The 26,359-nt window shown below is 37.5% G+C and carries 24 protein-coding genes and 2 pseudogenes; 12 read left to right on the top strand and 14 right to left on the bottom strand.

Annotated elements, in window-relative coordinates; all coding sequences use genetic code 11:
- The first annotated feature begins 168 nt into the window (after positions 1-168).
- Both BHECKSOX2_RS08730 and BHECKSOX2_RS10645 read left to right on the top strand, forming a co-directional pair.
- Positions 169-2,763 carry an RCC1 domain-containing protein gene (locus tag BHECKSOX2_RS08730; RefSeq protein ID WP_139683265.1) on the top strand — a complete coding sequence of 865 codons (2,595 nt, stop codon included), beginning with the start codon at positions 169-171 and terminating at the stop codon, positions 2,761-2,763.
- A 305-nt stretch (positions 2,764-3,068) separates the two neighbouring features.
- A pseudogene (locus BHECKSOX2_RS10645) lies at positions 3,069-3,275 on the top strand (IS30 family transposase); the annotation flags it as partial.
- A 196-nt stretch (positions 3,276-3,471) separates the two neighbouring features.
- Here BHECKSOX2_RS10645 and moaA read toward each other — a convergent pair.
- The 10 genes from moaA to BHECKSOX2_RS08680 all read right to left on the bottom strand — a co-directional run bounded on the left by moaA (position 3,472) and on the right by BHECKSOX2_RS08680 (position 13,380).
- Entirely contained in the window at positions 3,472-4,467 is a 996-nt protein-coding gene (gene moaA / locus BHECKSOX2_RS08725) for a GTP 3',8-cyclase MoaA (RefSeq protein ID WP_139683264.1), read from the bottom strand.
- The gene (locus BHECKSOX2_RS08720; RefSeq protein ID WP_139683263.1) at positions 4,464-5,270 is read right to left on the bottom strand and encodes a formate dehydrogenase accessory sulfurtransferase FdhD; all 807 of its coding nucleotides are present in this window, start codon (positions 5,268-5,270) and stop codon (positions 4,464-4,466) included. Before BHECKSOX2_RS08720 ends, moaA begins: the two co-directional genes overlap by 4 nt.
- 5 nt (positions 5,271-5,275) lie before the next feature.
- The gene (locus BHECKSOX2_RS08715; protein ID WP_139683262.1) at positions 5,276-6,277 is read right to left on the bottom strand and encodes a formate dehydrogenase subunit gamma; all 1,002 of its coding nucleotides are present in this window, start codon (positions 6,275-6,277) and stop codon (positions 5,276-5,278) included.
- Positions 6,278-6,377: 100 nt separating this feature from the next.
- The gene (fdh3B, locus tag BHECKSOX2_RS08710; RefSeq protein ID WP_139683261.1) at positions 6,378-6,971 is read right to left on the bottom strand and encodes a formate dehydrogenase FDH3 subunit beta; all 594 of its coding nucleotides are present in this window, start codon (positions 6,969-6,971) and stop codon (positions 6,378-6,380) included.
- A gap of 26 nt (positions 6,972-6,997) precedes the next feature.
- Positions 6,998-9,865 carry a molybdopterin-dependent oxidoreductase gene (locus BHECKSOX2_RS08705; RefSeq protein ID WP_139683260.1) on the bottom strand — a complete coding sequence of 956 codons (2,868 nt, stop codon included), beginning with the start codon at positions 9,863-9,865 and terminating at the stop codon, positions 6,998-7,000.
- A 26-nt stretch (positions 9,866-9,891) separates the two neighbouring features.
- Positions 9,892-10,077 carry a hypothetical protein gene (locus BHECKSOX2_RS08700; RefSeq protein ID WP_180323736.1) on the bottom strand — a complete coding sequence of 62 codons (186 nt, stop codon included), beginning with the start codon at positions 10,075-10,077 and terminating at the stop codon, positions 9,892-9,894.
- 24 nt (positions 10,078-10,101) lie between these two features.
- Complete coding sequence (locus BHECKSOX2_RS08695) at positions 10,102-10,698, bottom strand: TorD/DmsD family molecular chaperone (RefSeq protein ID WP_139683258.1); 597 nt, start codon at positions 10,696-10,698, stop codon at positions 10,102-10,104.
- A gap of 109 nt (positions 10,699-10,807) precedes the next feature.
- Positions 10,808-12,379 carry a 4Fe-4S binding protein gene (locus BHECKSOX2_RS08690; RefSeq protein WP_139683257.1) on the bottom strand — a complete coding sequence of 524 codons (1,572 nt, stop codon included), beginning with the start codon at positions 12,377-12,379 and terminating at the stop codon, positions 10,808-10,810.
- Positions 12,360-12,863, bottom strand: a complete 504-nt coding sequence (locus BHECKSOX2_RS08685; protein WP_139683256.1) for a DUF3306 domain-containing protein — start codon at positions 12,861-12,863, stop codon at positions 12,360-12,362. Before BHECKSOX2_RS08685 ends, BHECKSOX2_RS08690 begins: the two co-directional genes overlap by 20 nt.
- Positions 12,856-13,380: a DUF3305 domain-containing protein gene (locus tag BHECKSOX2_RS08680; protein WP_139683255.1), complete on the bottom strand. Its 525-nt coding sequence runs from the start codon at positions 13,378-13,380 to the stop codon at positions 12,856-12,858. Before BHECKSOX2_RS08680 ends, BHECKSOX2_RS08685 begins: the two co-directional genes overlap by 8 nt.
- An 80-nt stretch (positions 13,381-13,460) precedes the next feature.
- Here BHECKSOX2_RS08680 and moeA point away from each other — a divergent pair, with 80 nt between their 5' ends.
- Positions 13,461-14,702 (top strand): molybdopterin molybdotransferase MoeA, encoded by a 1,242-nt coding sequence (moeA, locus tag BHECKSOX2_RS08675; protein ID WP_245391364.1) that lies wholly within the window; start codon positions 13,461-13,463, stop codon positions 14,700-14,702.
- Here the strand turns inward: moeA and mobA are convergent.
- The 3 genes and pseudogenes from mobA to BHECKSOX2_RS10640 form a co-directional block, all read right to left on the bottom strand.
- Complete coding sequence (gene mobA, locus BHECKSOX2_RS08670) at positions 14,699-15,805, bottom strand: molybdenum cofactor guanylyltransferase MobA (RefSeq protein ID WP_139683253.1); 1,107 nt, start codon at positions 15,803-15,805, stop codon at positions 14,699-14,701. The genes moeA and mobA overlap by 4 nt on opposite strands.
- Positions 15,802-16,440: an ABC transporter ATP-binding protein gene (locus tag BHECKSOX2_RS08665; RefSeq protein WP_180323735.1), complete on the bottom strand. Its 639-nt coding sequence runs from the start codon at positions 16,438-16,440 to the stop codon at positions 15,802-15,804. The genes mobA and BHECKSOX2_RS08665 overlap by 4 nt, the downstream gene beginning before the upstream one ends.
- A gap of 57 nt (positions 16,441-16,497) precedes the next feature.
- Positions 16,498-17,483 (bottom strand): annotated as a pseudogene (locus tag BHECKSOX2_RS10640) (IS30 family transposase).
- Positions 17,484-17,991: 508 nt separating this feature from the next.
- Between BHECKSOX2_RS10640 and BHECKSOX2_RS08650 the strand changes: the two are divergent.
- On the top strand, positions 17,992-18,714 hold the full coding sequence (locus BHECKSOX2_RS08650; RefSeq protein ID WP_245391363.1) for an ABC transporter substrate-binding protein: 723 nt from the start codon (positions 17,992-17,994) through the stop codon (positions 18,712-18,714).
- On the top strand, positions 18,714-19,412 hold the full coding sequence (locus tag BHECKSOX2_RS08645) for an ABC transporter permease (RefSeq protein WP_139683249.1): 699 nt from the start codon (positions 18,714-18,716) through the stop codon (positions 19,410-19,412). The genes BHECKSOX2_RS08650 and BHECKSOX2_RS08645 overlap by 1 nt, the downstream gene beginning before the upstream one ends.
- Positions 19,413-19,510: 98 nt before the next feature.
- Here the strand turns inward: BHECKSOX2_RS08645 and BHECKSOX2_RS08640 are convergent, their stop codons facing one another.
- A complete protein-coding gene (locus BHECKSOX2_RS08640) occupies positions 19,511-20,788 on the bottom strand; it encodes an RNA polymerase factor sigma-54 (RefSeq protein WP_139683248.1) in 1,278 nt (425 codons plus the stop codon).
- Positions 20,789-20,882: 94 nt separating this feature from the next.
- Here BHECKSOX2_RS08640 and BHECKSOX2_RS08635 point away from each other — a divergent pair, with 94 nt between their 5' ends.
- The 7 genes from BHECKSOX2_RS08635 (at position 20,883) to BHECKSOX2_RS08605 (ending at position 26,347) form a co-directional block, all read left to right on the top strand.
- Positions 20,883-22,001 (top strand): hydrogenase small subunit, encoded by a 1,119-nt coding sequence (locus tag BHECKSOX2_RS08635; protein ID WP_090718104.1) that lies wholly within the window; start codon positions 20,883-20,885, stop codon positions 21,999-22,001.
- Positions 22,002-22,004: 3 nt separating this feature from the next.
- On the top strand, positions 22,005-23,819 hold the full coding sequence (locus BHECKSOX2_RS08630; protein ID WP_090718101.1) for a nickel-dependent hydrogenase large subunit: 1,815 nt from the start codon (positions 22,005-22,007) through the stop codon (positions 23,817-23,819).
- Between the two features lie 11 nt (positions 23,820-23,830).
- Positions 23,831-24,103: a hypothetical protein gene (locus BHECKSOX2_RS08625; protein WP_139683247.1), complete on the top strand. Its 273-nt coding sequence runs from the start codon at positions 23,831-23,833 to the stop codon at positions 24,101-24,103.
- Between the two features lie 38 nt (positions 24,104-24,141).
- Positions 24,142-24,858: a Ni/Fe-hydrogenase, b-type cytochrome subunit gene (gene cybH / locus BHECKSOX2_RS08620; protein WP_370460918.1), complete on the top strand. Its 717-nt coding sequence runs from the start codon at positions 24,142-24,144 to the stop codon at positions 24,856-24,858.
- A gap of 74 nt (positions 24,859-24,932) precedes the next feature.
- Positions 24,933-25,625, top strand: a complete 693-nt coding sequence (locus BHECKSOX2_RS08615) for a HyaD/HybD family hydrogenase maturation endopeptidase (RefSeq protein WP_139683246.1) — start codon at positions 24,933-24,935, stop codon at positions 25,623-25,625.
- 3 nt (positions 25,626-25,628) lie between these two features.
- The gene (locus BHECKSOX2_RS08610) at positions 25,629-25,940 is read left to right on the top strand and encodes a HypC/HybG/HupF family hydrogenase formation chaperone (RefSeq protein WP_139683245.1); all 312 of its coding nucleotides are present in this window, start codon (positions 25,629-25,631) and stop codon (positions 25,938-25,940) included.
- On the top strand, positions 25,937-26,347 hold the full coding sequence (locus BHECKSOX2_RS08605) for a thioredoxin domain-containing protein (protein ID WP_090718087.1): 411 nt from the start codon (positions 25,937-25,939) through the stop codon (positions 26,345-26,347). The genes BHECKSOX2_RS08610 and BHECKSOX2_RS08605 overlap by 4 nt, the downstream gene beginning before the upstream one ends.
- Positions 26,348-26,359: the final 12 nt, after the last annotated feature.

Genomic DNA, 26,359 nt, shown 5'->3' with positions numbered 1-26,359 from the left:
TTTAAACCTTGTCCTAGCAGGGCTAAGGCTGGGTTTAAAAAATTGCCAAGTGGGTGAAAAGTGGGTTTCTGATGATTGTTCCTATTTATGCAAAGGTCTCTAATAAAGATACCAACATGTTAGAAATAGCATTATAATTAAGAGAATTATCTTTCTAAATTTAAAATCATGGACCCAATATCTCTTAACATAAACTTTACTCGCATTCTACTATTAAGCACAGCCCTTGTTGTCTCAATCAACACGATTGCAGGTGGACGCTCTAGTGAGCGCAACCTAATGGATGATTACTTACAAAACGCAACATTAATAAATCCTGATGCTCCTGCTTTTCCCTCACAACGATCCACACTCATTAGTAACAACGCTTTAGTCTTTAACCGAGGTGCCACTGGTGTAGATAACGATGATTTTGATAAAGCATTCTCACTTTCCAAAACACTCACAAACATTCGTAGTAGTAGCGACGCGACAGAAGACGGCTCTAATACGCAATTCCTAAAAAGCTTGCTAAACACATTTAACATCAGTTCAAAAATTAATGGCTTTGTAAAAATGGATTTACAAATAAGAGAACAAGAAGCTTCTCTTTCTGGGTTGATTGACAACATGTCACCAAGCGCAATATTCAACCGTTTTGACCTAAGTGCCAGTAATGGTCAACATTGTGGTGAATACCGAGTGATTTATCATAAAAATAATAGTGATAGAAGTAATGACGATAGATTCTTCCTAAGCTTTGAGGCTAAATACCCTAATCCTGAATTCAGTAAAGGCAAAAAAGGCTGTTTTGTAGTCGCGGATTTTTGGAAAGAAATAGGAAGTATGAACAAAACAGATGCGTTGGTACAACTAGAAGAGTTCTTTTATCAAGGTTTAGTACACAAGGGTGTTAAATTACCTGCGGCCATTAACTTTACCCACTACACCCATGGCACAGGTCAAGTGCGTTCTAGCGCATTCGTTAACGATCCATGGCAGCTTAGAGAATTTAAAACCGATATCAACGCTAAAGGAAAGGCTGTTTTTGTTGCTGATACCGTTAAATCCAATCCGTTGGCTAAGCTTTTTTCTAATGAAGGGAATCTAGATTCCTATTCGTTAAAGGCTTTAAGGGGTTACTTTGTGCGTGATTTTGATGGTTATGTTGACAACTTATTAGCACCTGAAAGGCGTGCAAATAATCCTAGTTCTAGCGACATTATCAATGGTTTTAGTTTAGGGACTGATAATCACTACAATGGATTTCAATCAAACTCAAAAACAACAAAGGATAATACTGCTAACGCTGAAAACAAAGACTTAAAGTCAATCATCAACAAAAAACTAGCGGTATTAAATTTGTCAGATTACAGCGCAAAAATGATTATGAATCGTGCTAAGGCAATGAGTTGTAGCGGTTGCCATCGAAACAGTAACGATGCAAGAATTGCCCCGAATGTTAACTGGCCAAAGAGTAAATATTTTGTTCATGTTGATGAGCAAGGCGCTTTATCCCCAGCATTAACCGATCAATTTTTACCTGCTCGAGCGGCTTTATTGGCAGATTACTGGCAAAAAACATCAGAAAGAGCAGCAGAAAATTGGCGCTTTGCTGAGGTGGATTATTCTAGTGCCATTAATAATTTTGGTGGGTTTTATAATGCGTCAAATCATCCTAACTGGAATGCCTTTGCCGCTCTTCAAGCCGACGGATCAATCACGGCGTGGGGTGGCTCAAGTTCTGGAGGCACAGATGTGCCTTCTGGTAGTGGCTATACCAAGATTTATTCAACTGGGTATGCCTTTGCCACTATTGAAGCCGATAGATCAATCACGGCGTGGGGTGACTCGCGTTATGGAGGTACAGCGCCCTCTGGTAGTGGCTACATTAAGATTTATTCAACTTCGGGCGCCTTTGCCGCCCTTAAAGTCAACGGATCAATCACGGCGTGGGGTAACTCAAGCGCTGGAGGCACAGGTGCGCCCTCTGATAGTGGCTATACCAAGATTTATTCAACTAGGAGTGCCTTTGCCGCCCTTAAAGCCGATGGGTCAATCACGGCGTGGGGTCCGGGTTGGGGAGGCGGTACAGGTGCGCCCTCTGATAGTGGTTATACCAAGATTTATTCAACTGGGGGTGCCTTTGCCGCCCTTAAAGCCGATGGCTCAATCACGGCGTGGGGTAACTCACGTTATGGAGGCACAGATGCGCCCTATGATAGCGGCTATATCAAGATTTATTCAACTGGGTTTGCCTTTGCTGCCCTTAAAGCCGACGGGTCAATCACGGCGTGGGGTAATTCGCATTATGGAGGCGCAGGTGCGCCCTATGGTGAAGGCTATACCAAAATTTATTCAACTAGTAAAGCCTTTGCCGCCCTTAAAGCCGATGGGTCAATCACGTCGTGGGGCTATGGGGGTACTGCGCCCTCTGGTAATGGTTATACCAAAATTTATTCAAATCAGTTTGCCTTTGCCGCCCTTAAAGCCGATGGCTCAATCACGGCGTGGGGTGTTTCAGGTGGCAGTGCACCCTCTGATAGTGGCTATACCAAGATTTATTCAACCATTAACGCCTTTGCCGCTCTTAAAGCCGATGGATCAATCACGGCGTGGGGTGGCAGTTCTGGAGGTACAGGTGCGCCCTCTGATAGTGGTTATACCAAGATTTATTCAACTCAGTATGCCTTTGTTGCCGTTAAAGCCGATAGATCAATCACGGCGTGGGGTGACTCACGCTTTGGAGGCGCTACACCTGCATCTATCACTACATCCGATTAAATATAGGTCAGTGTTAACTTAAAGTTTTTTAAAATTAACCGATTAAAATACTTAAGGGTGCTAAAAAAAACCCTAGTGCGATTTATCCGCAAGAAATAAGGATTGGCAACAATAACCCTTTGGTCTAATTGATAAGACCCCCTGCATTAGAAAAATAATTAAAAATTGGTGGGAAATAATAACCATAAAATCGCTAAATTTTATAAAAAGTGGTATTTATAGACACAAAAAAGTATATTTTTACTGATTTAGTGAGTTTTTAAAACCCACATTTTAAGTTTTGAAAGTTAATGCAGGGGTCTTAAAGGGGCTTAAATGAGAATCACAATGGACTGTTAAGGCAATTTTCGGCTTTAGATAATGTGAGTGAGAAAGAAGCATTTAGGGCAATAGATTTAATGAATAATAGACTTAGGAAATGCTTGGGGTGCAAGATGACCCCATTTGAGGTCTTTGCCAAAATGACTGGCAAAGACTATTTTTTAAATGGAAGTGTTGTACTTATGGGTTGAATTCGCCCCAATATAATTTATAAAACCCATAAAATAGCGAATTTTCCACTAAAAACTCGGTAAATAGCTAGCTATTATTCTCATTTTTAGATAAAAATGCGCTATTTTCTGTATTCTCTAAATCACACTGGGTTAGTGCAGGGGTCTCTTATAGTGTTTACCATCGTCTTGGCAACAGACCATATGCTAAATTGCACTATCCACCAATTTCTACCATTTGGCGTAATTCTATATTTTTGACATTTGTATTAAATTCATGTTTTTCTGGCTTCTTACCAATCGCACTGATGATAATTTGTTTGATTTCATCATCAGTTTTATCAGCACGGATAGCGTCTCGCAAAGAAACAGAATGTTCTTGCCCTAGGCATAAAATCAATCTACCTTTTGCGGTTAAACGCACACGATTACAAGTGGCACAAAAATTATCTGACACTGCAGAAATAATACCAACCCTTGATTTTGAATTATTAATTTGATAATTATGTGCAGGGCCATCGGTTTCGCGTAATTGTATTTTCTCTAGTTTGCGTTGCAGATGCGCTTCTATTCTGGCTAGAATATGGGCTTGACTAACATGTTGTTCCAATGCTTTAATACCATCCGCACCAATAGGCATAGTTTCAATAAAACGAATATCAATTTCTCTATCAATAGCAAAATCAAGCATAGCTTCAATTTCATCGGAATTAATGTCCTGCATCACCACCATATTTAGTTTAATGGGGTTCATTCCTACTACAATCGCTGCATCAATGCCTTCAATTACTTTGTGTAAATCGCCACCACGGGTAATTTCAGCAAAGCGTTTTTCTTGTAAGGAATCTATTGAGATATTGACTCTATTAATACCAAAATTTTGCAATTCTTGCGCATATTGCTTTAATAAATGTGCATTAGTTGACAAAGGAATATCGCTGATACCTGGGATTTCACCAAGCATTTTAACCAACGATAAAATGTTTTTACGGATTAATGGCTCACCGCCAGTGAGGCGAATTTTTGAAACACCTAATTCACTAAAAATTCGGGCTATTCTAGTAATCTCTTCAAGATTAAGAACCTCGGAACGCTTAGTGCGACTATGATGAAATTCATCTCGACAATAAAAACAACGGTAATTACAATGATCGGTAACTGAAATACGCAAGTAGTTTATTTTTCTTAAGAACGGGTCAATTAATTTGTTCATTGTTGTTGGTCAAAAATTAGCCTGTCTACCCCAGAAAATAACAAAAAATGTCGCCCTTTAGCGCGAGCAATAATCATCATTCCAATATTTTCTGCGATTTCTAAACCCATTTGTGTTACCCCAGAGCGTGAGAGAATGATAGAGACACCCATTTGTGCTATTTTCATAACGATCTCAGAAGTGATCCTGCCTGTAGTATAAAAAATAAAATCTTTATGATTTAAATTATCAAGCCACATCAAACCAGAAATAATATCAGCGGCATTATGTCTGCCTACATCCTCTATGGCTATTAAGACTTCTGTATTTTGACAAAGTGCACAACTGTGCACCGCACCTGCAGATTTATAAATTTTATTATAAGTGTTTAAATTTTCTAATAAGGCGTAGATTGCTCTTTGTGTAATTTTGGTGGTAGATAATTTCGTATGATAAACTTTGTCAATTGAACAACTAAAAATTGTGCCTTGTCCACAACCAGTGGTAATAATGCGTTTGGATATTTTTTCACTCAGATTTTTGATGCCATTTTTACTAACAACCAATGCCTTTTCTGTATCCCAATTAACCTTAATACTGAATAATTCATCCATAGATTCAATCAAGTGCTGATTTTTTAGATAACCCAAAACCAGTGCTTCTGGCAACATACCTAGAGTCATCAAGGTAACGATTTCCTGGTCGTCAATAAAAATAACCAGTGGGCGTTCAGCACTAATATAAATGTCAGATTGGTGATTTCTCTCGTTAGTAACCGTAGTTTTAAAAGTAAGTGGCAAACTTGCCTGGCTAAGATCAAGCATTAGACTTAGTCTTTAATATTTTTGTGCCATAAATTATGGTGATCTTTTGCCCAATTTTCATCAACTTTACCTGTTGTCATGGCCGACATTGACCCTTCTAGGGCGACCCCCATATAAATATGACCAAACATACCCAAAATCATCAGTGTGGCTGATGCGGTGTGAAGAATATTCATAAGTTCAATTATCTCTCTTTGACCTGAAACAATACCTGTAAATAACATAATATAACCAGAAAGGGTGATAAGCATTCCCGCAAAGAAAACAATCCAAAACCACATTTTTTCGCCTAAATTAAAACGCCATGCGTCTACATGTTTGCCAAACAATCCGCCACCATTTAGCAACCAATTAATATCCCCCTTTTGGTAGAAATTGTCTTTAATGAATTTAATAATCATGGCAATTAGGAATACGCTAAAAACAGGACCGATAATATCGTGTGTATCCATGGAAAATTCTGCTAGTGCGGCAAAAGCTTCTTCACCTAACAAAGGGATTAAAAAAAACCTGCCAAATAGCAACATTAAACCTGTCAAACCCAAGATAATAAACGAGGCGGCAGTTCCCCAATGTATGACTATTTCAGTAAATTTAAAGCGCTCAATCAGCTTGCCAGAAAAACCTTTACTTAATTTGAACTTGCCAAAAATAAGATAAATCAACGCAACTGTTATCAGTGCAAGTGGTATTAAGATAATATCTATACTTGCGATTTGATCTTTAAGTAAACGCCAATCTTCACCGTATGCGTTAATAAGTATACCGGCATCATCACCAATGACTTGCGTTGAATGTAACGCTCCAGAGCGCACACTTCGCCACAATTTTGCTCCTGGAACGCCAGAATAGCCTGTTTTTGTCGGTGTTTTAACAACGATATCCTCAACAATGTATGAGTGTTTTAACTCTTGAGTATAGGCAGGCGCATCAATGGTTTTTTCTACCGCAAAACTATAATTAAATAGTAAAAAAAACAAAACAAGAGTACGCATAAAACTATTCATATATAAGTCCTTATTAGCAAAGGTTTTTTTGTATTTCCATCACATAAACAACGATAGATGGGCATCAAAACTAGTCATTACCTTCTATTTTATTTGTTTATTAAGTGCCTTTTTTGTTATAAGCAGTACCCCAACCCCAAGCGCCAGCGCCAGATCCTCTATAAGTGCTTCTTTCACGGAATATATTTGCCACTTCATCGCCATCTCCTGCAAGCAAAGCTTTAGAGGAGCACATTTCAGCACAGATAGGTAATTTTCCTTCTGCAATACGGTTTGAACCATATTTTTGTTCTTCTGCGTGAGAATGATCTTCTTCAGGTCCGCCATTACAAAAGGTACACTTGTCCATTTTTCCTTTTGAGCCAAAAACGCCCGTGCTTGGGAATTGCGGCGCGCCAAAAGGGCAAGCATAAAAACAATAACCACAACCAATACACAAATCTTTGTCATGCAAAACCACGCCATCATCAGTCTGATAAAAGCAATCTACTGGGCAAACCGCCATGCAGGGTGCATCTGAACAATGCATACATGCTACTGAAATGCTACGCTCTCCTGGTATGCCATCGTTAATTGTTACCACGCGGCGACGGTTAATTCCCCAAGGCACTTCATTCTCATTTTTACATGCAGTAACGCAACTGTTACACTCGGTACACCTTTCTGCATCACATAAAAATTTCATTCTAGCCATAATCTCTCTCCTTTTTTAAATATTTGTTATGCTGACCAAATACGGCACAAAGATGCTTTAGTTTCCTGCATTTGTGTCACTGTATCGTAGCCATAAGTCATTGCTGTATTGGCAGATTCACCCAAAACATAAGGTTGTGTGCCTTTTGGATATTTATGCTCCAATGACTCCCCTTGTAAATGACCTGCAAAATGGAAGGGCATAAAGACCACTCCTGGGGCAACTCTATCGGTAACCATGGTTTTAATTTTAACCTTACCACCTTCGGGTCCTTCTAACCACATCATCTCACCATCGCGAAGGTTGTTATTATTGGCATCAACTACATTCACCTCGGCAAACATATCTTGTTGCAATTCTGCTAACCATTTATTAGAACGACTCTCATCGCCACCCCCTTCATATTCCACTAACCTTCCAGAAGTTAAAATTAATGGATATTGTTGCGAATAGTCTTTTTCTTGAATTGAAGCGTATCGTGTTGGTAGGCGGTAATGTGAACGCCTATCAGCAACAGTTGGATAATCCTTGACCAAATCACGGCGATTGGTGTAAAGCGGCTCTCTATGCACGGGCACTGGATCTGGGAATGTCCAAACCACTGCCCGGGCTTTGGCGTTGCCAAACGGAGAGCAACCGTTTTTAATGGCAACTCGCTGAATACCACCAGAAAGATCAGTTTTCCAATTTTTACCTTCTGCTAATTTTTTCTCTGATGGGGTTAGTTGATTCCACCAACCAAGTTTTTTCAGCATTTTATCGTTAAATTCTGGATAACCATCTTTAATTGCAGAGTCTTTAGAATAAGAATCATCTGCCAAAAGATTAGTGCCATTATGCTCAACACCAAAACGCGCCCTAAAGGTTAGACCGCCTTCAGCAACAGATTTGCTAGTATCGTATAAGTTGGGTGTACCTGGGTGTTTCATATCGCTCGTACCCCAACATGGCCACGGCAAACCAAAATATTCACCATGACACTCGCCACCTTTAGCAATCAATGTAGTTTTATCAAAGGTGTGTAAATTTCGCATGTGTTTTTTTAAGCGCTCAGGTGTTTGACCCGTGTAGCCAATAGTCCACATGCCACTGTTAAATTCTCGAGTAATGTCCTCAATCAAAGGCTCATCATTGTTTACCTTAATATGTTTAAATAATTGTTTGTCAATACCTAATTTTTTAGACAATTTATACATAATAACATGATCAGGTAAGGAATCAAACATAGGGTCAATGACTTTGTCACGCCATTGTAATGATCGATTAGAGGCAGTTACTGAGCCGTAAGTTTCAAACTGAGTAGAGGCAGGTAATAAATAAGTGTTGTTTTTACGCTCGGATAATACTGCACTGGTAGTTGGATGCGGGTCAATGACAACCAGCATGTCCAATTTTTCCATTGCTTTTTTCATATCCAATGTTCGGGTTTGTGAGTTGGGCGCATGTCCCCAAAAAATCATAGCTTTAATATTGTCTTTTTGTGCAATGTTTTTCTTGTCTTCTAACACGCCATCAAACCATCTGCCAACGGTGATACCCTTGGTATTCATTGGTTTTACAGCTTTACCTTTAGATTTTTCGTAACTGCCTTGATCAAAGCGGTTTTTAATCCAGTTATAATCAAGATCCCAAACCTTGCTCCAGTGTTTCCAGGCGCCAGCAGATAAGCCATAATAACCTGGCAAAGTATGGCTAAGTACGCCAAAATCGGTTGCGCCTTGCACATTGTCATGACCACGGAAGATATTAGTGCCACCACCTGAAACACCCATATTGCCAAGAGCTAACTGAAATATGCAATAGGCCCTAGTGTTGTTATTGCCAATGGTGTGTTGAGTACCACCCATGCACCAAATAAAAGTACCAGGGCGATTATCTGCCATTAATTTTGCAGTTCTTCTGACTTGTTTTTCTTTGACACCCGTTACTCTTTCAACTTCGTCTGGGGTCCATTTTGCCACTTCAGTGCGAATTTCGTCCATACCATATACACGCTGCTGGATAAAATTTTTATCTTCCCAGCTATTCTCAAAAATATGCCATAACATCCCCCAAACAAAAGGCACATCAGACCCAGGGCGGATGCGCACATACTCATCGGCATGTGCAGCAGTTCTGGTAAATCTTGGGTCAATCACAATCAGTGGTGCATTGTTGCGCTCTTTAGCTCGAAATATATGCAACATAGAGACAGGATGTGCTTCTGCTGGATTACCACCTATTACCAACATTGCCTTGGAATTATGTATGTCATTAAAAGAATTAGTCATTGCACCATAACCCCAAGTGTTAGCAACACCTGCTACTGTGGTTGAATGGCAAATCCTAGCTTGATGGTCAACATTATTACTGCCCCATAGTGCTGCCATTTTTCTAAATAAATAAGATTGTTCGTTGTTAAACTTAGCAGAACCTAATAAATAGACAGAGTCTGGGCTGGATTTTTTACGAATCTCTAGCATCTTACTGCCAACTTCATCAATTGCTGTATTCCAAGAGATTTTTTTCCATTTTCCATTGACCAGTTTCATAGGGTATTTAAGTCGCCTCTCGCCAACTCCGTGTTCACGCACTGAGGCACCTTTAGCGCAATGCCCACCGAGACTAAAGGGGTGGTCAAAATCTGGTTCTTGTCCGATCCATACACCATTTTTAACTTCGGCCAAAACGCCACAACCCACCGAACAGTGGGTGCAAACTGAGCGAATAGTTTTTACTTTGGCTTTTTTAGTGACACTATTTGCCTGAGTTGATTGTGATACAAACATAGTTGGCAAAGCACTAGCGGCAACCGTGCCACCAGTTATGACACCTGATTTTTTAATAAATTCTCTGCGAGTTAACGCATTACTTTGTAATGTCTGATTACTGAGTGTTCTTGCAGTTAGTTTCATATGCTCTCCTCATTAAAAACGATTAATTAAAATTTTGCACTTAAATAGAATTGACGATTGTGTGCTGTGTTGGCGTAAGTTGCACTAACTAAAGTGGCCTTATTTGTCGTCTTTGGTATCACTAAAGGTGTGGTTTTGCTTAATGCATAAGTTGCTAAAGAAACACTGCCACCTAATAACAAAGATTTCCTTAAAAATTTTCTACGATTCATATTCATATCCTCTTCTCCCTTTAATTATATTAAATTTAAATATCTTCTTTCTGTTTGCATAAACCACTGCCCAAAATAAGCCACCAGATGATAATGCTTAATCTCTTGTATCTCAGACAAATCATTAAAAAAATTATCCACCCAAGAGGCAATGTTTTTTTCAAAAAAAACTTTTTGCTGATCAAGTGACAAAGATAGCTCAGAAATTGACAAACGCATCACTTCAAAAATTCCTGCAATATGGTCGGTTGGGTCTTTTTGTGTAGTCTGTAATTCTAAACCCATAGCACGAATATCGTCCCTTAAATTAGACAAAGGTTTGCCCATAAGGCATCCTGCTAAATAATGAGAATAATAGGGCAATAATTCGCCTGTACCCAAGCCAATGAATAAACGATGGTACTCATCGTCTAGGCTTTCTAAATTAGTGTGGTTGAAGTTGTCTTTAAGAACCTTCCAAGTGTCAGTATCAATATTACAGTTGTTAATAATATTAATTAAATTTGAATCCATAGGTGCAACTAGTAGTGCGCTCAATAAAGCATAAATGTTTGATCTTTCCGCCTCTAAATGGCAAAAGGAGTCGGTGTTCTCTATTGTGTCATTAATTGTTGTTTTCATTGACTATTGAGACTATTGAAATTACTATAACTCGTATTTTAACACCAAAGCAAATGAGAAAAATAACCATCACGATAGTCTAATAGTCTAATAGTTTAACAGTCTAAATCTATTTAAATAAGGCTTTAACACGGCAATCTTCGCATTTTTCTAAGTTGGTTAATTTATTGCCAGTAAACATGCTATGTCCTTTTAATTTTTCCATCATTTTTTTAACCACTTGAGTGGAGCCAAAAACTTTGCCACAATCAATGCATTTAAAGGGATCGTCTTGATTAAGAATTCTTTTGTCTGAGCGTCGTTGATCGTTAAAAACTAAACGTGCATTTAATTGCATAGCATTTTCAGGGCAAGATTTAACACACAAACCGCATTGCACACATAAACTTTCTTGGAAATTAATAATTGGTGTATTGATATTGCCTGAAGACAAAGACTCTGTTGGACAAACAGAGGTACATGCCATGCACAAAGTGCATAATTTTTTATCAATCAAGACTTCGCCAAAATAAGCATCATCATCTACAGTGAAATCACATTGCGATAAGGTGTTTTTATTCAGGCGGTGATATAAAAAATCAATCATAGCAAAAATACGCATGCGTTTATTGTATAAATCTATCATTCCTATTGTGTTGCTCAATGGTGTTATACCATCTGATATTTTTGAGTTTTCCTCTACTAATTGCACAAAACTGGTGTTAAAGTTATAACCCAAACTACTCAAAATTTTATGTATAAGGTTGGTTTGCTTGTCTAATGCTTGCAAGGTTTGCGTGGGCTCATTAGCACAATGTACAATAACACTTTCAGCGCCAAGGCAAAAAGCATACAGAAAAGATTCTAACCCTAAGCAACCAATCTCTTCTAAAGCAATAGGTAGAATATTTTCCGCTATATCTGGCAATAATGTTAAATTATCCGCAGAATGAAATAAAATTTTGGCAGATGTGCCGCCCGCATTCAAGTAAGCGTCCATTAAGCTGTGCATCTTTTTGGCTTGGTCGTCAATGGTGGGGTAAGCGTAAGAAATTGCTCCAGTGGGACAAGCGCTGGAGCACCCTCCACAGCCATGACAAAGGTTTATATTTGCTTCAACATGATCGCCATTGCTACGAATTGCATCTGCTGGACATGCATCAATACAGCGTTGGCAAAGATCGGTTCTGTTGCGACTATGAACGCATAATGATGTGTCTAAATTTAAAAATTTAGGCTTATCAAGCATGCCGATAAGTTGATTAACCTCTGCAAGCGCTTCTTTGATATTGTTTGTGTTTTCATTCAGTGTATAGTAACCAAATGGTGGCACAACAGCTGTTTTTACTTCTCCAATTAAATCCAAGACAATATCAAAATACTTGCCTTCTGCCATTAGAATTTTATTTTCATTATTAACTTGTGCACTGATTTCAAAACTTCCTAAATAACCACCAATTGATGTTAAATTACCATAAGTAATATTGTTATTATTTTCCCCTGTTTGGTTGCGTAGTAAATAATATGAGGTAAAGTCAGTACCCAGTTGACTGGCAATTGAGTGTGCTTGTTCAATTGAAGTGGCAACAATCAGCACAAACCCTGAAGAACGATAAGAGACAAGGCTGGCAGGGTTAATATAGACCTTTTCTAACGCATTAATTGCTTGTTGTTTTGCTTGATTATTTGTGTTTGTTGTCATTGTTGGTAGTTAAGATGGGTAATTCATCTTCATTGTTGGTTAGTTGTGCTTCATCTATATCAAGCTTTTGATTTTCTTTTTGCTCTTCTTTTAAAATTTCTTCCTTTGCTTTTTTCTTTTCGCGTTCAATTTGTTGTTTTAATTCATGTGGAATGATATCTCCTAATAACTCAAATGTGGTGTAATTTTCATCGTAATCATTTAAACCGTCTAAAATGTTAATTGAAGGAGATAGAAATAATTTACGCAATGCTTTCTTTTTTAAAATCTCGCTAACTTTACTAGACATAAACATTGAATAATCAGATTCTTCATTTAGAGTGCTAATATCAGGCATATCGGCATCAGTTAAACTGTTGATAAATTCAACCGAGACTTCTTGTTGTTGATCTAATTTTGTGTGTTCATTTTTTAATGATTCAACTCTTACCGCTTGTTTGCGTTCATCAAAATGTGCAAAAATACTTTTTTCTGGTTTATTCATAAATGTTCATCTTTTGGTAATGTTTACCTGCTGTGCCTTTAACCAGTTTGCGTTTTTTACGTTTTTCTGGTTTGTAATTTTCTAGCACAAAGCGCTCTATGGTTTGGTAAATCTGAATATCAATTGCCACGGTGTATATTGTTTCATCGGTTTCCATGTAAATTGCCGCTTCGTCATAACTCAGTGTTACTAAAAAAGGTTTTGGGCGATCATCCTCCTCCTCACGGCACACAATAAAGATACTTGCATTGGCCGAAACAAGGTTTTGGTAATAACTGTCTAATTCATCATGCACCAATTCTAAAATGAAGCCATCGTGCCGATAAATGGGTTCATTGTTAATATTACTAATTAGGGTTATCTCGTTTGTTTTTCCTGTATTTTTTTTGGTCGGAATCACGCCAATAGCCTGCCATTTTTCTGTTATCCATGGGTTGTCTATTTTAAAGCGTTGTAGCAGTATCGCAACATCTAAGGTGATGTCGTCACAACTGAATTTCAAGGGTATTTCTTCCATAATAAAAAATAAAGACAAAAATAAAACAATCTTGCAATATAATATATGAACTTCATCTTAAAATAAGAGTAATTAGGAAATTGCGAAAAATAAACAGTTGTTTAAGTGATCAAAATGCCTCTCTAACGCTCAATCAAGCGCAAGAAAAATGTTTTAGTGCGATTAAAAAAAACTTGTCTGCTGAGAAAGTTGCCATTCGTTCTGCTTTTAATAGAGTTATCATGCAAGATATTATTGCGCCTATCAATGTCCCTGCACACATCAATTCTGCAATGGATGGTTACGCACTGCGTAAGGAAGATATGTTAAACAACGCGTCTTTTGCTGTTATTGCCACAGTTTATGCGGGTCAATACAATGATGAAAGAATCAAAAAAAATACTTGTATTCGTATCATGACAGGCGCAGTTATTCCACAAAATGCTGATATTGTAATTCCTCAAGAGTTTACAACTAAGGCAGGTGAGAAAATTACCATTGATAATTATATTGGTGGTGATAATATCCGCTTTGCAGGCGAAGATTTAGCTAAAGGTAGCGTGGTGTTGAAAAAAGGACGCTTGTTAAATGCTGCTGATTTAGGTTTATTGGCATCATTGGGTATTGCCGAAGTTAGTGTTTGGCGTAAACTGCGTGTTGCTTTTTTATCAACGGGCGATGAATTGCGTGGTTTAACTGAATCTTTAAAAAAAGGTGAAATTTATGATAGCAATCGTTATTCTTTGTTTGGAATGTTGCATAATTTAAATGTTGAAATATTGGATATGGGTGTGGTGAAGGATGACTATGCGTCCTTAAATTCTACTTTCATGCAGGCTGCACAATGTGTAGACATAGTTATTAGCACAGGGGGTGTTTCTGTCGGGCAGGCTGATTTTGTTAAACAAGTATTAGGCAATATTGGCACAGTTGATTTTTGGAAATTAGCCATCAAACCTGGGCGACCTTTAACATTTGGAAAGATTAATGAGGCGTATTTTTTTGGCTTGCCAGGCAATCCTGTAGCAACAATGATTACATTTTATCAAATTGTACAGCCGTTTATTAAAAAATTAATGGGACAAACTCAAAACATTAAGCCTTTACTTGTTAACGCTACAAGTGAGACGGATATTTTTAAATCAAAAGGCAGAGTTGAGTTTTTGCGCGCCAGATTCAGCGATAATGACGGTGAATTAACCGTACAAAAACTAAGTAAACAAGGTTCTGGTGTGCTTAGTTCTATGAGTTATGCCAATTGCTTGATTGTGCTTAGTGAAAACACAGGATCAGTTAAGGCTGGGGAGCGAGTAAAAATACAGCCTTTTTACGCCTTAATTTAATGTCGCATATAGGCCAAAATAAAATCACCAATTTGTTTAATGTTGTTAATATCTAACGACACTCTATCGCACTCAATTAGAATTTCATCACTAGCAAAAGCAATCACATTAACATCATTTTCAAAAATATTAGGATGATTGAGCGCTTGCCTTTGTAGTTCTATTTTAGGGAAAATTTCGCGTTTAAACCCTTCAACCAAAATCAAATCTAATTGACTCAGATTCAGTTGTTCAAACAACGCAAACAATCCTAATTCTTGTTCAGTATAACGATTGATTAAGGCAAATTTATCAGCAGAACTGATGAGTACTTGTTCGGCGCCTGCGTGGTAACATTCGTAACTGTCTTTTCCTTTATGGTCTATTTCAAAATTATGGTGTCCGTGCTTTAAATAAGCAAGGCGAATATTTTTTTGCTTTAAATATTTAATAAGTTGAATGATTAATGTGGTTTTCCCTGTGCCACTAAAGGCAGAAAAACCCAATATTGCTACATTTTTAATGCGACTTATTTGGGTTAAAGAGGCGTAATCTTGTGGCGTGTTCAGGTTAATAAAAAAATCCTGATATTGAGATAAATCGGCAATTGCCAATGTATGCTGTTGATACCACAAATCGATTTTTCGATCACCGGCAGCTAAATAAGTCAATAAACTACTAAGTAAATCAGTTTTTAACAAAACAAAAGTAGGCTGTAATCTATTGCCATCATGTGCTACACAAATTTGTGCTTTTTGTTTTGTTAGTTCGGTTTTTAAAGTGGCTAATAACTCTACCCCAATCATCGGGCAATCACAGGGCAATACTAACAAATAAGGTGTTTTAGCAACCTCCATGGCTTTGGCAAAGCCCGCTAAGGGGCCTTGAAAATTTGTTATGTTGTCCTCAATAATTGGATTTTTAGTAAATTTTTGATACCTTTTTTGGTTGCGATTGGCATTAATTAAAATACTATCAACTTCATTTTCAATCACCTCAATTACATGTTGAATGAGTGGCTTTTGATTGAGTTGTATTAATCCCTTGTCCTGACCATTCATGCGACTAGAACGACCCCCCGCCAAAATGACTGCTGTTATTTGTTGATTGCTAATAGTACTCATGTTGATAGTTTTTGATGGGTAAGTTGTAAAGTTTTACTTGTGACATTATGTGCTATTTCTTCAGCGTGTGTTGCAATAACAATACTGTGTCCCTTTTCTAATAGTTGGTTTAACAGTTGATAAAATTTTTGCTTAATATCTTGGTCTAAGTTTTCTGTTGGTTCATCTAGTAACCAAATCCTTGGATTTATTATTTTTGCTCTGACGATAGCAACGCGTTGTATTTCCCCGCTAGACAAGTTATTTGGGTGTTTGCCTCTCAAATGGGTTAGGTTTGCCCAGTGCAGGGCTTTTTCAATGTTATCTTGATTTTTCTTAGATTTTTTAAGACGCAATGGATAGATGATATTGCGCTCAATATTACAATTAAACAAATATGCTTTACTGGCTAAATAGATGCTATCAGCAGTTAATAAGTGTCGTTTTTTTGCAGGGAAAACGCTATTTTGGTAATAAATTTCACCCATATCTGCGCTCATTACTCCTGCCATTATTTTTAATAAAGTGCTTTTTCCGCTACCATTTTTTCCTTTAATAATTAAACATTCTCCACTCATGAGATGTAATTCATCAATAGATAAAATAGGTTTATCATATGATTTTTGAATATTTTTAAAACAAGCAATTTCTTCCACCACCCGACCTTTTTTATTAAAAACAAAGTTAAAAAATTAAAGGAAGGTGAATTCGACTCATAAACGCACCACTCCCAATTGACGAGCATCAATACCCGTCCTTTCAAAAAACACCTGATAAGGTGTTTTAAATCCTAAACATTTTCTTGGTCTAGAATTCAATTTATTCACAGCTATTTTAACCTCATTGCAGGCAACATTTACCAAAGACATCGTCTTTGGGAAGTATTGCCTTAAAAGACCATTAGCATTCTCATTTTGTCCACGCTCCCAGGAATGATATGGCTTGGCAAAGTAACTTTTACAATTGATGGATTTATTGACTTGTTCATGACCTGAGAACTCTTTGCCATTATCATAGGTAATTGAATACACAAAACCTTTAACAGGTCTAAGCAAAGTGCTGATAGCAGCACTGACACCATCTTTGTGTTTACTATTAAGAGGATACGCCAGCCTGAGTTTTGAGATACGCTCATCCAGCGTAACAATTACACCTTTATGAGTCTTACCAATAATAGTATCGCCTCCCAATGCCCAAATACTTCACGATTATTCACAGCATCACTGCGCTGGTCAATATCAATACGGTTGGGAATGCCTGTACGGTTATTAGGATGACCATAACGCTTGCGATAAGGCTTTCCTTGGTGCCTTAAGTGCTTATATAACAAACCACCACTGGCTTTATTTTTTAACAGATAACGATAGATACTCTCATGGTGTAGCTTAATGATATTGTTGGCATCAAGCCAGCCACAAACTTGCTCTGGTGACCAATCAAGCCTTAGACAATTGTTAATAATTTTCTTGACATCTGCACCTAATTTTATAAATTTAGTTTTACTTTGATGTCTTTGCTGTGCAAAGCCATCAGCCTGATTGAAGCGATAACCTCGTTTGCCACTATTACGCTTTATCTCACGAGAGACTGTGGTGTGTGATACATTCAAATCTTTAGCGATTGTTCTCATAGATTTATCATTATTACGGGCAATATTGATATAATGCCTTTGTTCAAAGGTTAGTTGTTTATGCATAATCCACCTGTTTTCTTAAGCAAAAACCAAAGATTATAAACACTGGCTAATCTTTGAACCCAAATTCAAAGATTGAATGTATTTTTGACTTTGACTTGACCTAAAGGGTCAAGTTAAAAATACATTCTTTGCGGTTAAACTAGGTGGTGCGTTTATGATGCGAATTTACAGTGTATAAAAAAGGTGTTGTTATCTTTTTGTTTTCACTCAATGGGTGAAACAGTTTTTTGGTTAAAACTATTATACCAACTGGGCTTGCTGTGTTTTTTTAGTTTCTATTTTTGGATTGGGGATAAAGAATTTCCCTTAGTCTGAACCAAGTTAAACCCAGTCTAATGCAAGGTTTTTAAAGTTCACTTTTGAAAAAAATCTATTAAGATTAATTAATCGGTTGTTATAATGCTTGGATTTAGTTTAAGAACTTAACATGTTGTTTAAATATATAAAGTTATTGCTCGTCATGTCTTTACTGGTAATTCACCCAGTATTTGGCGCATCTAACAAGATCACCATGGCAACTACAACCAGCACCGAAAATTCCGGTTTACTGGATTATTTACTACCTATGTTTGAGCAACATTATCATATTCAAGTGAAGGTAATAGCCACAGGTACTGGTAGGGCGCTGAAACTAGCAGAGAGAGGTGATGTAGATATTGTTATGGTACATGCACCCAGCAAAGAGAAGCAATTCGTTGAATCTGGTTACGGTATTCAACGCAAAAGTTTAATGTATAACAAATTTCTAATTGTTGGACCTAGGCACAACCCAGCTAATATCGCCATCACTGATAAAATAGGAATAATATTTAGTAAAATTGCCAGTCAAAAAATACCTTTTATTTCTCGTGCAGATAATTCGGGTACTTACATCAAAGAACAGAGTATTTGGGCTAGTATCGATCTAAGGCCTCATGGATCATGGTATAAACAAGTGGGGCAAGGCATGGGGAAAACATTACAAATTACCGACGAATTAAACGCTTATACTCTCGTTGATATGGGAACTTGGTTAAAATTAAAAGATAAAACAAACTTGGTTTCTCTGTATCACAATGATTCAGAAACTATTACATTTAATCCTTATAGTGTTATTTTAATTAATCCTAAAAAACACCCTCACACTCATTATAAATCGGCCAAAATTTTATCAAATTGGCTCACTTCTACAGCAACAAAGAAAATCATTAACCAATATAAAATTAATGAACAGCAACTTTTCTTTGCAAACTAATGTCTGATAATTTATGGGCAATGGTTTTAAATGCGCTGTTCCTCCTTTTCTCTGGCGATAAGGCGCTGTGGGAAATAATTGCCGTTTCATTGAGAGTTTCTTTATTTGCCATTTTAATTAGCACACCGATTGCCCTTGTATTGGCATTTTTATTGTCTAATTGTCATTGTTATTTTACAAAAATAGCGTTGTCTATTACCCATACATTGGTCGCAGTGCCAGCAGTTGTAGTTGGTTTGGTCATTTATTTACTATTGTCTAAGTATGGTGTGCTGGGTGATCTTTATTGGCTTTTTTCACAAAAAGCAATGATACTGGGGCAAATTTTATTGGCTTTTCCCATTATTTTAAATGTTAGCTATAGTGGACTTAATAGCATTAGCAAACAAGCGGAAGAAACTGCGGTTACATTTGGTGCAAAACGCTGGCAAGTCGCACTTATTTTAATGTTTGAATGTCGTTTTACTTTAATTACAGCCATCACTATGGCTTTTGGTCGCATTATTGCAGAAGTAGGAAGTGCAATGATGATAGGTGGTAATATACTACATCATACTAGAAACATCACCACAGCCATTGCTTTAGAAACCAGTAAAGGAGAATTCAGTCAGGCTATTGCACTGGGCATTGTGCTGGTTATCTTAGCGCTTACGCTTAACCTTTTTATTATGTTTTTTAATAAAAAAACCAGCTTGTAAAAATCCGCTCTTTGTTTAATCAAAGTTGCTTTTAGTAGTTATTGTTAGCGGGTTTTTAACTAAATTCAATGCGAACACCATGGAAAAAATATTAGTTGTCATTTTTTAGCGTCATTATTTTTGAGTTTAAGGTTAAATAATTTTCTATAACGGGCGCAAGGTATATTTAATTTTTTTCGATATTTGGTTATTGTTCTTCGACAAATTACAATCCTGTCCCGTGTTAATAAATCACATATTTTTTGATCAGAAAGTGCAATGCTTTCATTGTGAATAATTTGAATAATTCTGTGTTGAATAGATTTTGCAGCATGATTGCCAACATTGGCAGAAAATAAATCTTGGATTTTAATCGTACCAATGGGTGTATCCATATATTTGTTTTTAATTAAACGCGATAAGGTGGATTCACCCATATCCAGTTCCAATGCTAATTGTTTTTGCGTTAATGGTAATATGTATTCCAGACCTTTGTCAAGCGCTTGATGTTGTTTGGCGACCAGCGCCTTGCTAATTCTCTGTAAATATTGATTGCGATAAGTCAAAAAATCAACCAGTCCACGGGCAATGCTTAGATGTTCATTGAATAAAGTTTTGTCTGGAATTTGTTTACGTAACGCTAGATATTCTTTATTGAGCATGATAGCGGGTAGCTTTTTTAGGCTAATGCGCCAACCATCGCCTACTTTGTTAATAAAAATATCTGGCTGTATATATGAGTTTTGAATATTACCTAAATTATCAGCTGGGGTTTTATTCAAATATTTAACCACCTTGATGAAGTTACATCTTTGTATTTCGGTTATTTGGGAAATATCAGTCTCACCGGATAAAAGTTTCACAATTAAAGATTGATCGGCAAGGTTTCCCTTATGATTGACTTGTAATAATAAAAAGTCTTGCGTATTAAAAGAGGCAATACCAAAAGGGTCAAGATTGGTTTGCATTTTATTTTTGACCATCTCACACTGCTGAATATTGACTTGATCCTTGGAGTGTTTTCTTGAATAAATCCTTATGATTGCCTCAATGTTTATCTCTAGAAATCCGACTTCGGTTAAATTCTCAAGCATAATATAGGCGATATTAAGTTGTTTTTCGGTTAAACCAATATTTGGTAATTGGTTTTCTAAACTAGAAAACAAAGATTCTTTGAAGGTTAATTTTGCAAAGGAATCTTCATTGGTTTTATTATTGACATAAAATTCATCTGTTTTTTTAGTATTTTTAGTCAAAATAATATTTTCTTTTAAGGCGTTATTCACTTCAACTAATAAATCGTCATACGGCATAGACAGTAGATTTATAGAGTTTTTTAATAAGGGTGTTAAGTTGAAATTAAAACTTAATTTTTGTTGTAATGAGTGTTTTGGCATAGTTATTGCTTGTTATTAATATTAAATAGTATACTTTTTATTGATTAGGGTATATTGTTTTTTTATTAAATAATAAACTTAAGGGGAGAGGATTATGCCTAATATAGAATTAACACGATCGGTTGACAAATCGCCAACTGAAAGCTTTTATGATGTAATGCGAAGACAGGGGATTAGTCGTCGTAGTTTTATTAAATATTGTAGTTTAACTGCAACCGCATTAGGCTTAGGGCCTTCGTTTGTCGGTAAGATTGCTTATGCCATGGAAAATAAACCAAGAATTCCAGTGCTTTGGCTACATGGCTTAGAGTGCACATGCTGTTCAGAATCGTTTATTCGTTCAGCACACCCATTGGCAAAAGATGTTATTTTGTCTATGATTTCGCTAGATTATGATGATACGATTATGGCGGCAGCAGGGCAGCAAGCAGAAGCCATTATTGATGAGACTATTGAAAAATACGATGGTAATTTTATTCTTGCAGTTGAGGGTAATACACCTCTTAATCAAGACGGCATGTCTTGTATTATTGCCGGCAAGCCTTTTCACCACCAAATTGAAAAAGTTGCTAAACATTGTAAGGCGATTATTTCTTGGGGTTCATGTGCTTCTTGGGGTTGCGTTCAAGCCGCCAGACCCAATCCTACACAAGCAACACCAACACATAAATTAATCACTGACAAGCCAATCATTAAAGTGCCTGGTTGTCCACCAATTGCAGAAGTTATGACAGGGGTGATTACTTATATGGTAACTTTTGACAAAATGCCTACCTTAGACAGACAAGGCCGTCCTAAGATGTTTTATTCACAAAGAATTCACGATAAATGTTATCGTCGTCCACATTTTGATGCTGGACAATTTGTGGAAGAGTTTGACGATGAAAATGCCAAAAAAGGCTATTGTTTATACAAGGTTGGCTGTAAAGGTCCAACAACTTACAACGCTTGCTCTACCATTCGTTGGAATGAAGGCACTTCTTTCCCAATTCAAGCAGGCCATGGTTGTATTGGTTGCTCAGAAGATGGATTTTGGGATAAAGGCTCATTTTATGACCGCTTAACCGAGGTGCATGGCTTTGGTATTGAGGCGGATGCTGATGAAATCGGATTTGCTGTTGCTGGTGCTACAGGCGCGGTAATTGCTGTGCATGCAGCAGCCAGTGCACTTAAAAGTGCCAAGACCAATCAAGCAGAAAACACAGGAGAATAAATTATGTCAGTTATAAATACACCCAATGGTTACACTTTGGACAACGGCGGTCAGCGTGTTGTTGTGGATCCTGTTACTAGAATTGAAGGACATATGCGTTGTGAAGTCAATTTAGACAAAAACAATGTGATTGTTAATGCGGTTTCCACGGGTACAATGTGGCGTGGACTTGAAGTGATTTTAAGAGGTAGAGACCCCCGCGATGCTTGGGCTTTTGTTGAGAGAATTTGTGGCGTTTGTACAGGGTGCCATGCGCTGGCATCTTGTAGAGCAGTAGAGGATGCGTTGGATATTAAAATCCCACTTAATGCGCATCTTATTCGTGAAATGATGGCAAAAACTTTGCAAGTGCATGATCATGTTGTGCATTTTTATCACTTGCATGCGTTGGACTGGGTCAATCCAGTGAATGCATTAAAGGCAAACCCGAAGGCAACCTCAGGGCTGCAAAATATCGTATCGCCTAAGCATGCCAAATCTAGCCCTGGATATTTTAAAGATATTCAAACTAGAATTCGTAAGTTTATTGAATCGGGGCAATTAGGACCCTTTAAAAATGGTTATTGGGACAATCCTGCTTATAAGCTTTCTCCCGAAGCAGATTTAATGGCGGTAGCGCATTATTTGGAAGCCTTGGACTTGCAAAAAGAGTTTGTTAAGTTGCATACTATTTTTGGTGGTAAAAATCCACACCCAAATTATCTTGTTGGTGGCGTCCCGTGTGCAATTAATATGGATGGCGATATGGCTGCAGGTGCACCCCTAAATATGGAGCGTTTAAATTTTGTTAAATCACGCATTGATGAAATGGTGCAGTTTAATAATAATGTTTATGTGCCTGATGTTATTGCTATTGCCAGTTTTTATAAGGGACAACTATGGGGTGGCGGTATTGGTGCAAAAAGTGTCATGGATTACGGCGCTTATCCTAAAGTTAATTATGATAAATCTACCGATCAATTGCCAGGTGGCGTTATTCTTAATGACAATTGGGATGAGGTATTTCCAGTTGATCCAAAAGACCCAGAGCAAGTGCAAGAATTTGTTACACATTCTTGGTATAAATATCCAGATGAAACCAAAGGATTACATCCATGGGATGGTATTACGGAGCCAAACTATGAGTTAGGATCCAAAACTAAAGGCACAAGAACCGATATTAAGGAGCTTGATGAAAGTGCTAAATATTCATGGATTAAATCCCCTCGCTGGAGAGGGCATGCAGTTGAAGTGGGTCCTTTATCTCGTTATGTTTTAGCAATCGCACAAGGTCATGAGTACATCACAGAACAAACCACTAAGGCACTTTCTGGATTTAACGCTTTAGCTGGCACTGAACTTAATATGAAGCAAGCGCTGCAATCTACTATAGGTAGAACGCTTGCAAGAGCATTGGAGTCCGAATATTGCGCTGAAATGATGGTGGAGGATTGGCATGCGTTAATCAAAAATATAAAGAGTGGCGATAGCTCAACTGCTAACATGGAAAAATGGGATCCTAAAACTTGGCCAAAAAATGCCAAAGGTGTAGGTACAGTAGCTGCTCCTCGTGGTGCAAATGCGCATTGGATTGTGATTAAAGATGGAAAAATTGACAATTACCAGTGTATTGTTCCAACAACTTGGAATGGGTCACCTCGAGACCCAGAGGGAAATATTGGTGCCTTTGAGGCCAGCTTAATGGGAACCCCTGTTGAGCGTGCCAATGAGCCGGTTGAAATTTTACGCACTTTGCACAGTTTCGACCCATGTCTTGCCTGTTCTACTCATATAATGAGTGAAGAAGGTGAAGAATTAATTAATGTTAAAGTTCGATAAGGAGTATAAAAATGAAAAAATTATTATTAGTTGCAATGTCGTTGTTATTTTCAGTCACTGCGATTGCTCATTCTGGGCATACGCCATTTGAATTTGTGGGTGTTATTGAGGTAGCGAAACACTATCTTAGTAGCTCATACCATATCGCTGCAATGTTGGCAATGAGTGCGGTGTTGATAGTAAGCGCTGTCCTTGTTTGTAATAGCAGGCAAATTTTATCAACGATATTAATGGTATTAGGCCTTATGAGTTCAATATTGGGTGTAGGTCTTTTATTGTCATAAACTTTTATTTCAAGGGGTAGATTATGAGTACAAAAAAGATGAGTTCGGCTATTGGTGACTTAGAATCATCAGGTATTGAATCAACCGTAGAGGCAGTTTATGTATATGAAGCGCCTGTGCGTTTGTGGCATTGGGTTAATGCAGGTGCTATTACTGTTTTGGCGTTGACGGGTTATTTTATCGGCTCCCCATTGCCTAGCATGTCAGGTGAAGCAAGTGATTTTTATGTTATGGGCTATATTCGCTTTTTCCATTTTGTGGCGGCTTATGTGTTTGCCATTGGTATGATTGGTAGGGTGTATTGGGCATTTGTGGGGAATGGACATGCCAAACAGCTTTTCGTGCCACCATTGTTTCAAATATCTTGGTGGAAAGAGGTGTTGCATGAGTTGCGCTGGTATGCCTTCTTAGAAAAAGAGCCTAAAAAATATGTGGGACATAATCCTATGGCATCACTGTTTATGTTTTTAATGTTTGTTACAGGATCTATCTTTATGATTTTTACTGGATTTGCATTGTATGCAGAAGGTCAAGGAATGGATAGCTGGTGGTATACTGCCTTTGCTGGGTGGCTGATTCCACTCTTTGGACAAAGTCAGGATGTGCATACTTGGCATCACTTGGGCATGTGGTTTATTTTGACATTCGTTATGATTCATATTTATGCCGCTATTAGAGAAGATGTAATGTCAAGGCAATCGTTAGTTAGTACAATGATTAATGGCTGGAGAACTTGGAAAGACGATCGAAGATAGTCATTTTATTTTAATTTTCTTAGTAAAAAGAGTGTCATTTGGAGCTCTTTTTATCTATATAAAAAAGGTAAAAAATGAAAGTTTTAATATTAGGTGTTGGCAATATATTGTGGGCTGATGAGGGTTTTGGTGTGCGCACAGTTGAGGCAATCAATCAGCAATACGAATTTAATGATGAAGTTAAATTAATGGATGGTGGCACACTGGGGTTGTATTTAATTCAACATGTACAAGAATGTGATTTATTGATTGTTTTTGATGCAATTGATTATGGTTTAAAACCTGGCACGATGAAACTTATTCATGATGAAGATGTCCCTAAATTTATGGGCGCTAAAAAAATGAGTCTACATCAAACAGGCTTTCAAGAAGTACTATCTACCGCTGAATTAACAGGGGAAACACCAGATCACATATTTTTAATTGGCGTTCAACCTGTGCAATTAGAGGATTTTGGTGGTAGTTTGCGTGATGAAGTTAAAGTGCAAATTCAACCAGCAATTAATGAATGTTTGAAATATCTTGATGGTTATGGTGTTACTTACAAAAAGCGCATAACACCGCTTTCTGAATGTGATGGTGTTAACAGCCCAACAATTGCTATGGGCGATTATGAAATTAATCGACCACCTGAAGCAATAGCGTGCAGAAAAGGAGATGCCCGGGTGTTAATGGACAATGCTTTTGAGCAGCGAGAAGAAGAATTGATTGATAATACTTGCCACACTAATGTCTTTGTGGATGGTCGAAAGCACTTTGAGGGGTAAATAATGTGTATTGGTATTCCTATGCAGGTTGTGGATTCTATGAGCGATACTTTTGCGACTTGTCAAGATAATGGGGTTAATAAAACCATTAATATGCAATTGGTTGGACCACAAATGACAGGTACTTGGGTGTTGGTTTTTATTGATGCTGCCAGAGAGGTTATTTCTGCTGACAGAGCCAAAGAAATTGATAATGCTTTAAAGGCAGTCAGTTTGGCGATGTATAGTGATGAGAGCGAGCGAATACACGCTTTATTTGGTGATTTAATTGATCGAACGCCTATTAACCCTTTTTTACCCGAGGACAAACAATGATGTTTCCAGAACTAATACAGCAACTTATCGATAAAAATCAATATCCGCTTTTATTGGCAGACGATGTTAACGCTTTTATCGGTAAGCACCGTCATAGTGTTTTATTTTTTTGCAATGACGCTAAACTTTTTCCAGAAAGTTTAGATGTTGCTGTCATATTGCCAGAATTGATGGTAGCTTTTAAACATGCAATTGTTCCCGCTATTATTAGTCGCGATGACGAAATGAAAGTTCAGCGAAATTATGGTTTTACCACCTGGCCTTCTTTGGTGTTTTTTAAAGATGGAAATTATTTAGGTGCCATTTCCAAGGTGCAAGACTGGGATGATTATATCAATACAATACAAAAACTGTTATTATCGGAACCAACAACACCACCCATTAAAATAGCTTTAAAACAAAATTAGAAGGAGTTTAAA

Origin of the sequence: thiotrophic endosymbiont of Bathymodiolus puteoserpentis (Logatchev) (genome assembly GCF_900127505.1) — a bacterium.
Lineage (GTDB): Bacteria > Pseudomonadota > Gammaproteobacteria > PS1 > Pseudothioglobaceae > Thiodubiliella.
Note: the sequence above shows the minus strand (reverse complement) of the source record. Positions and strands in the feature narration are given on the sequence as shown.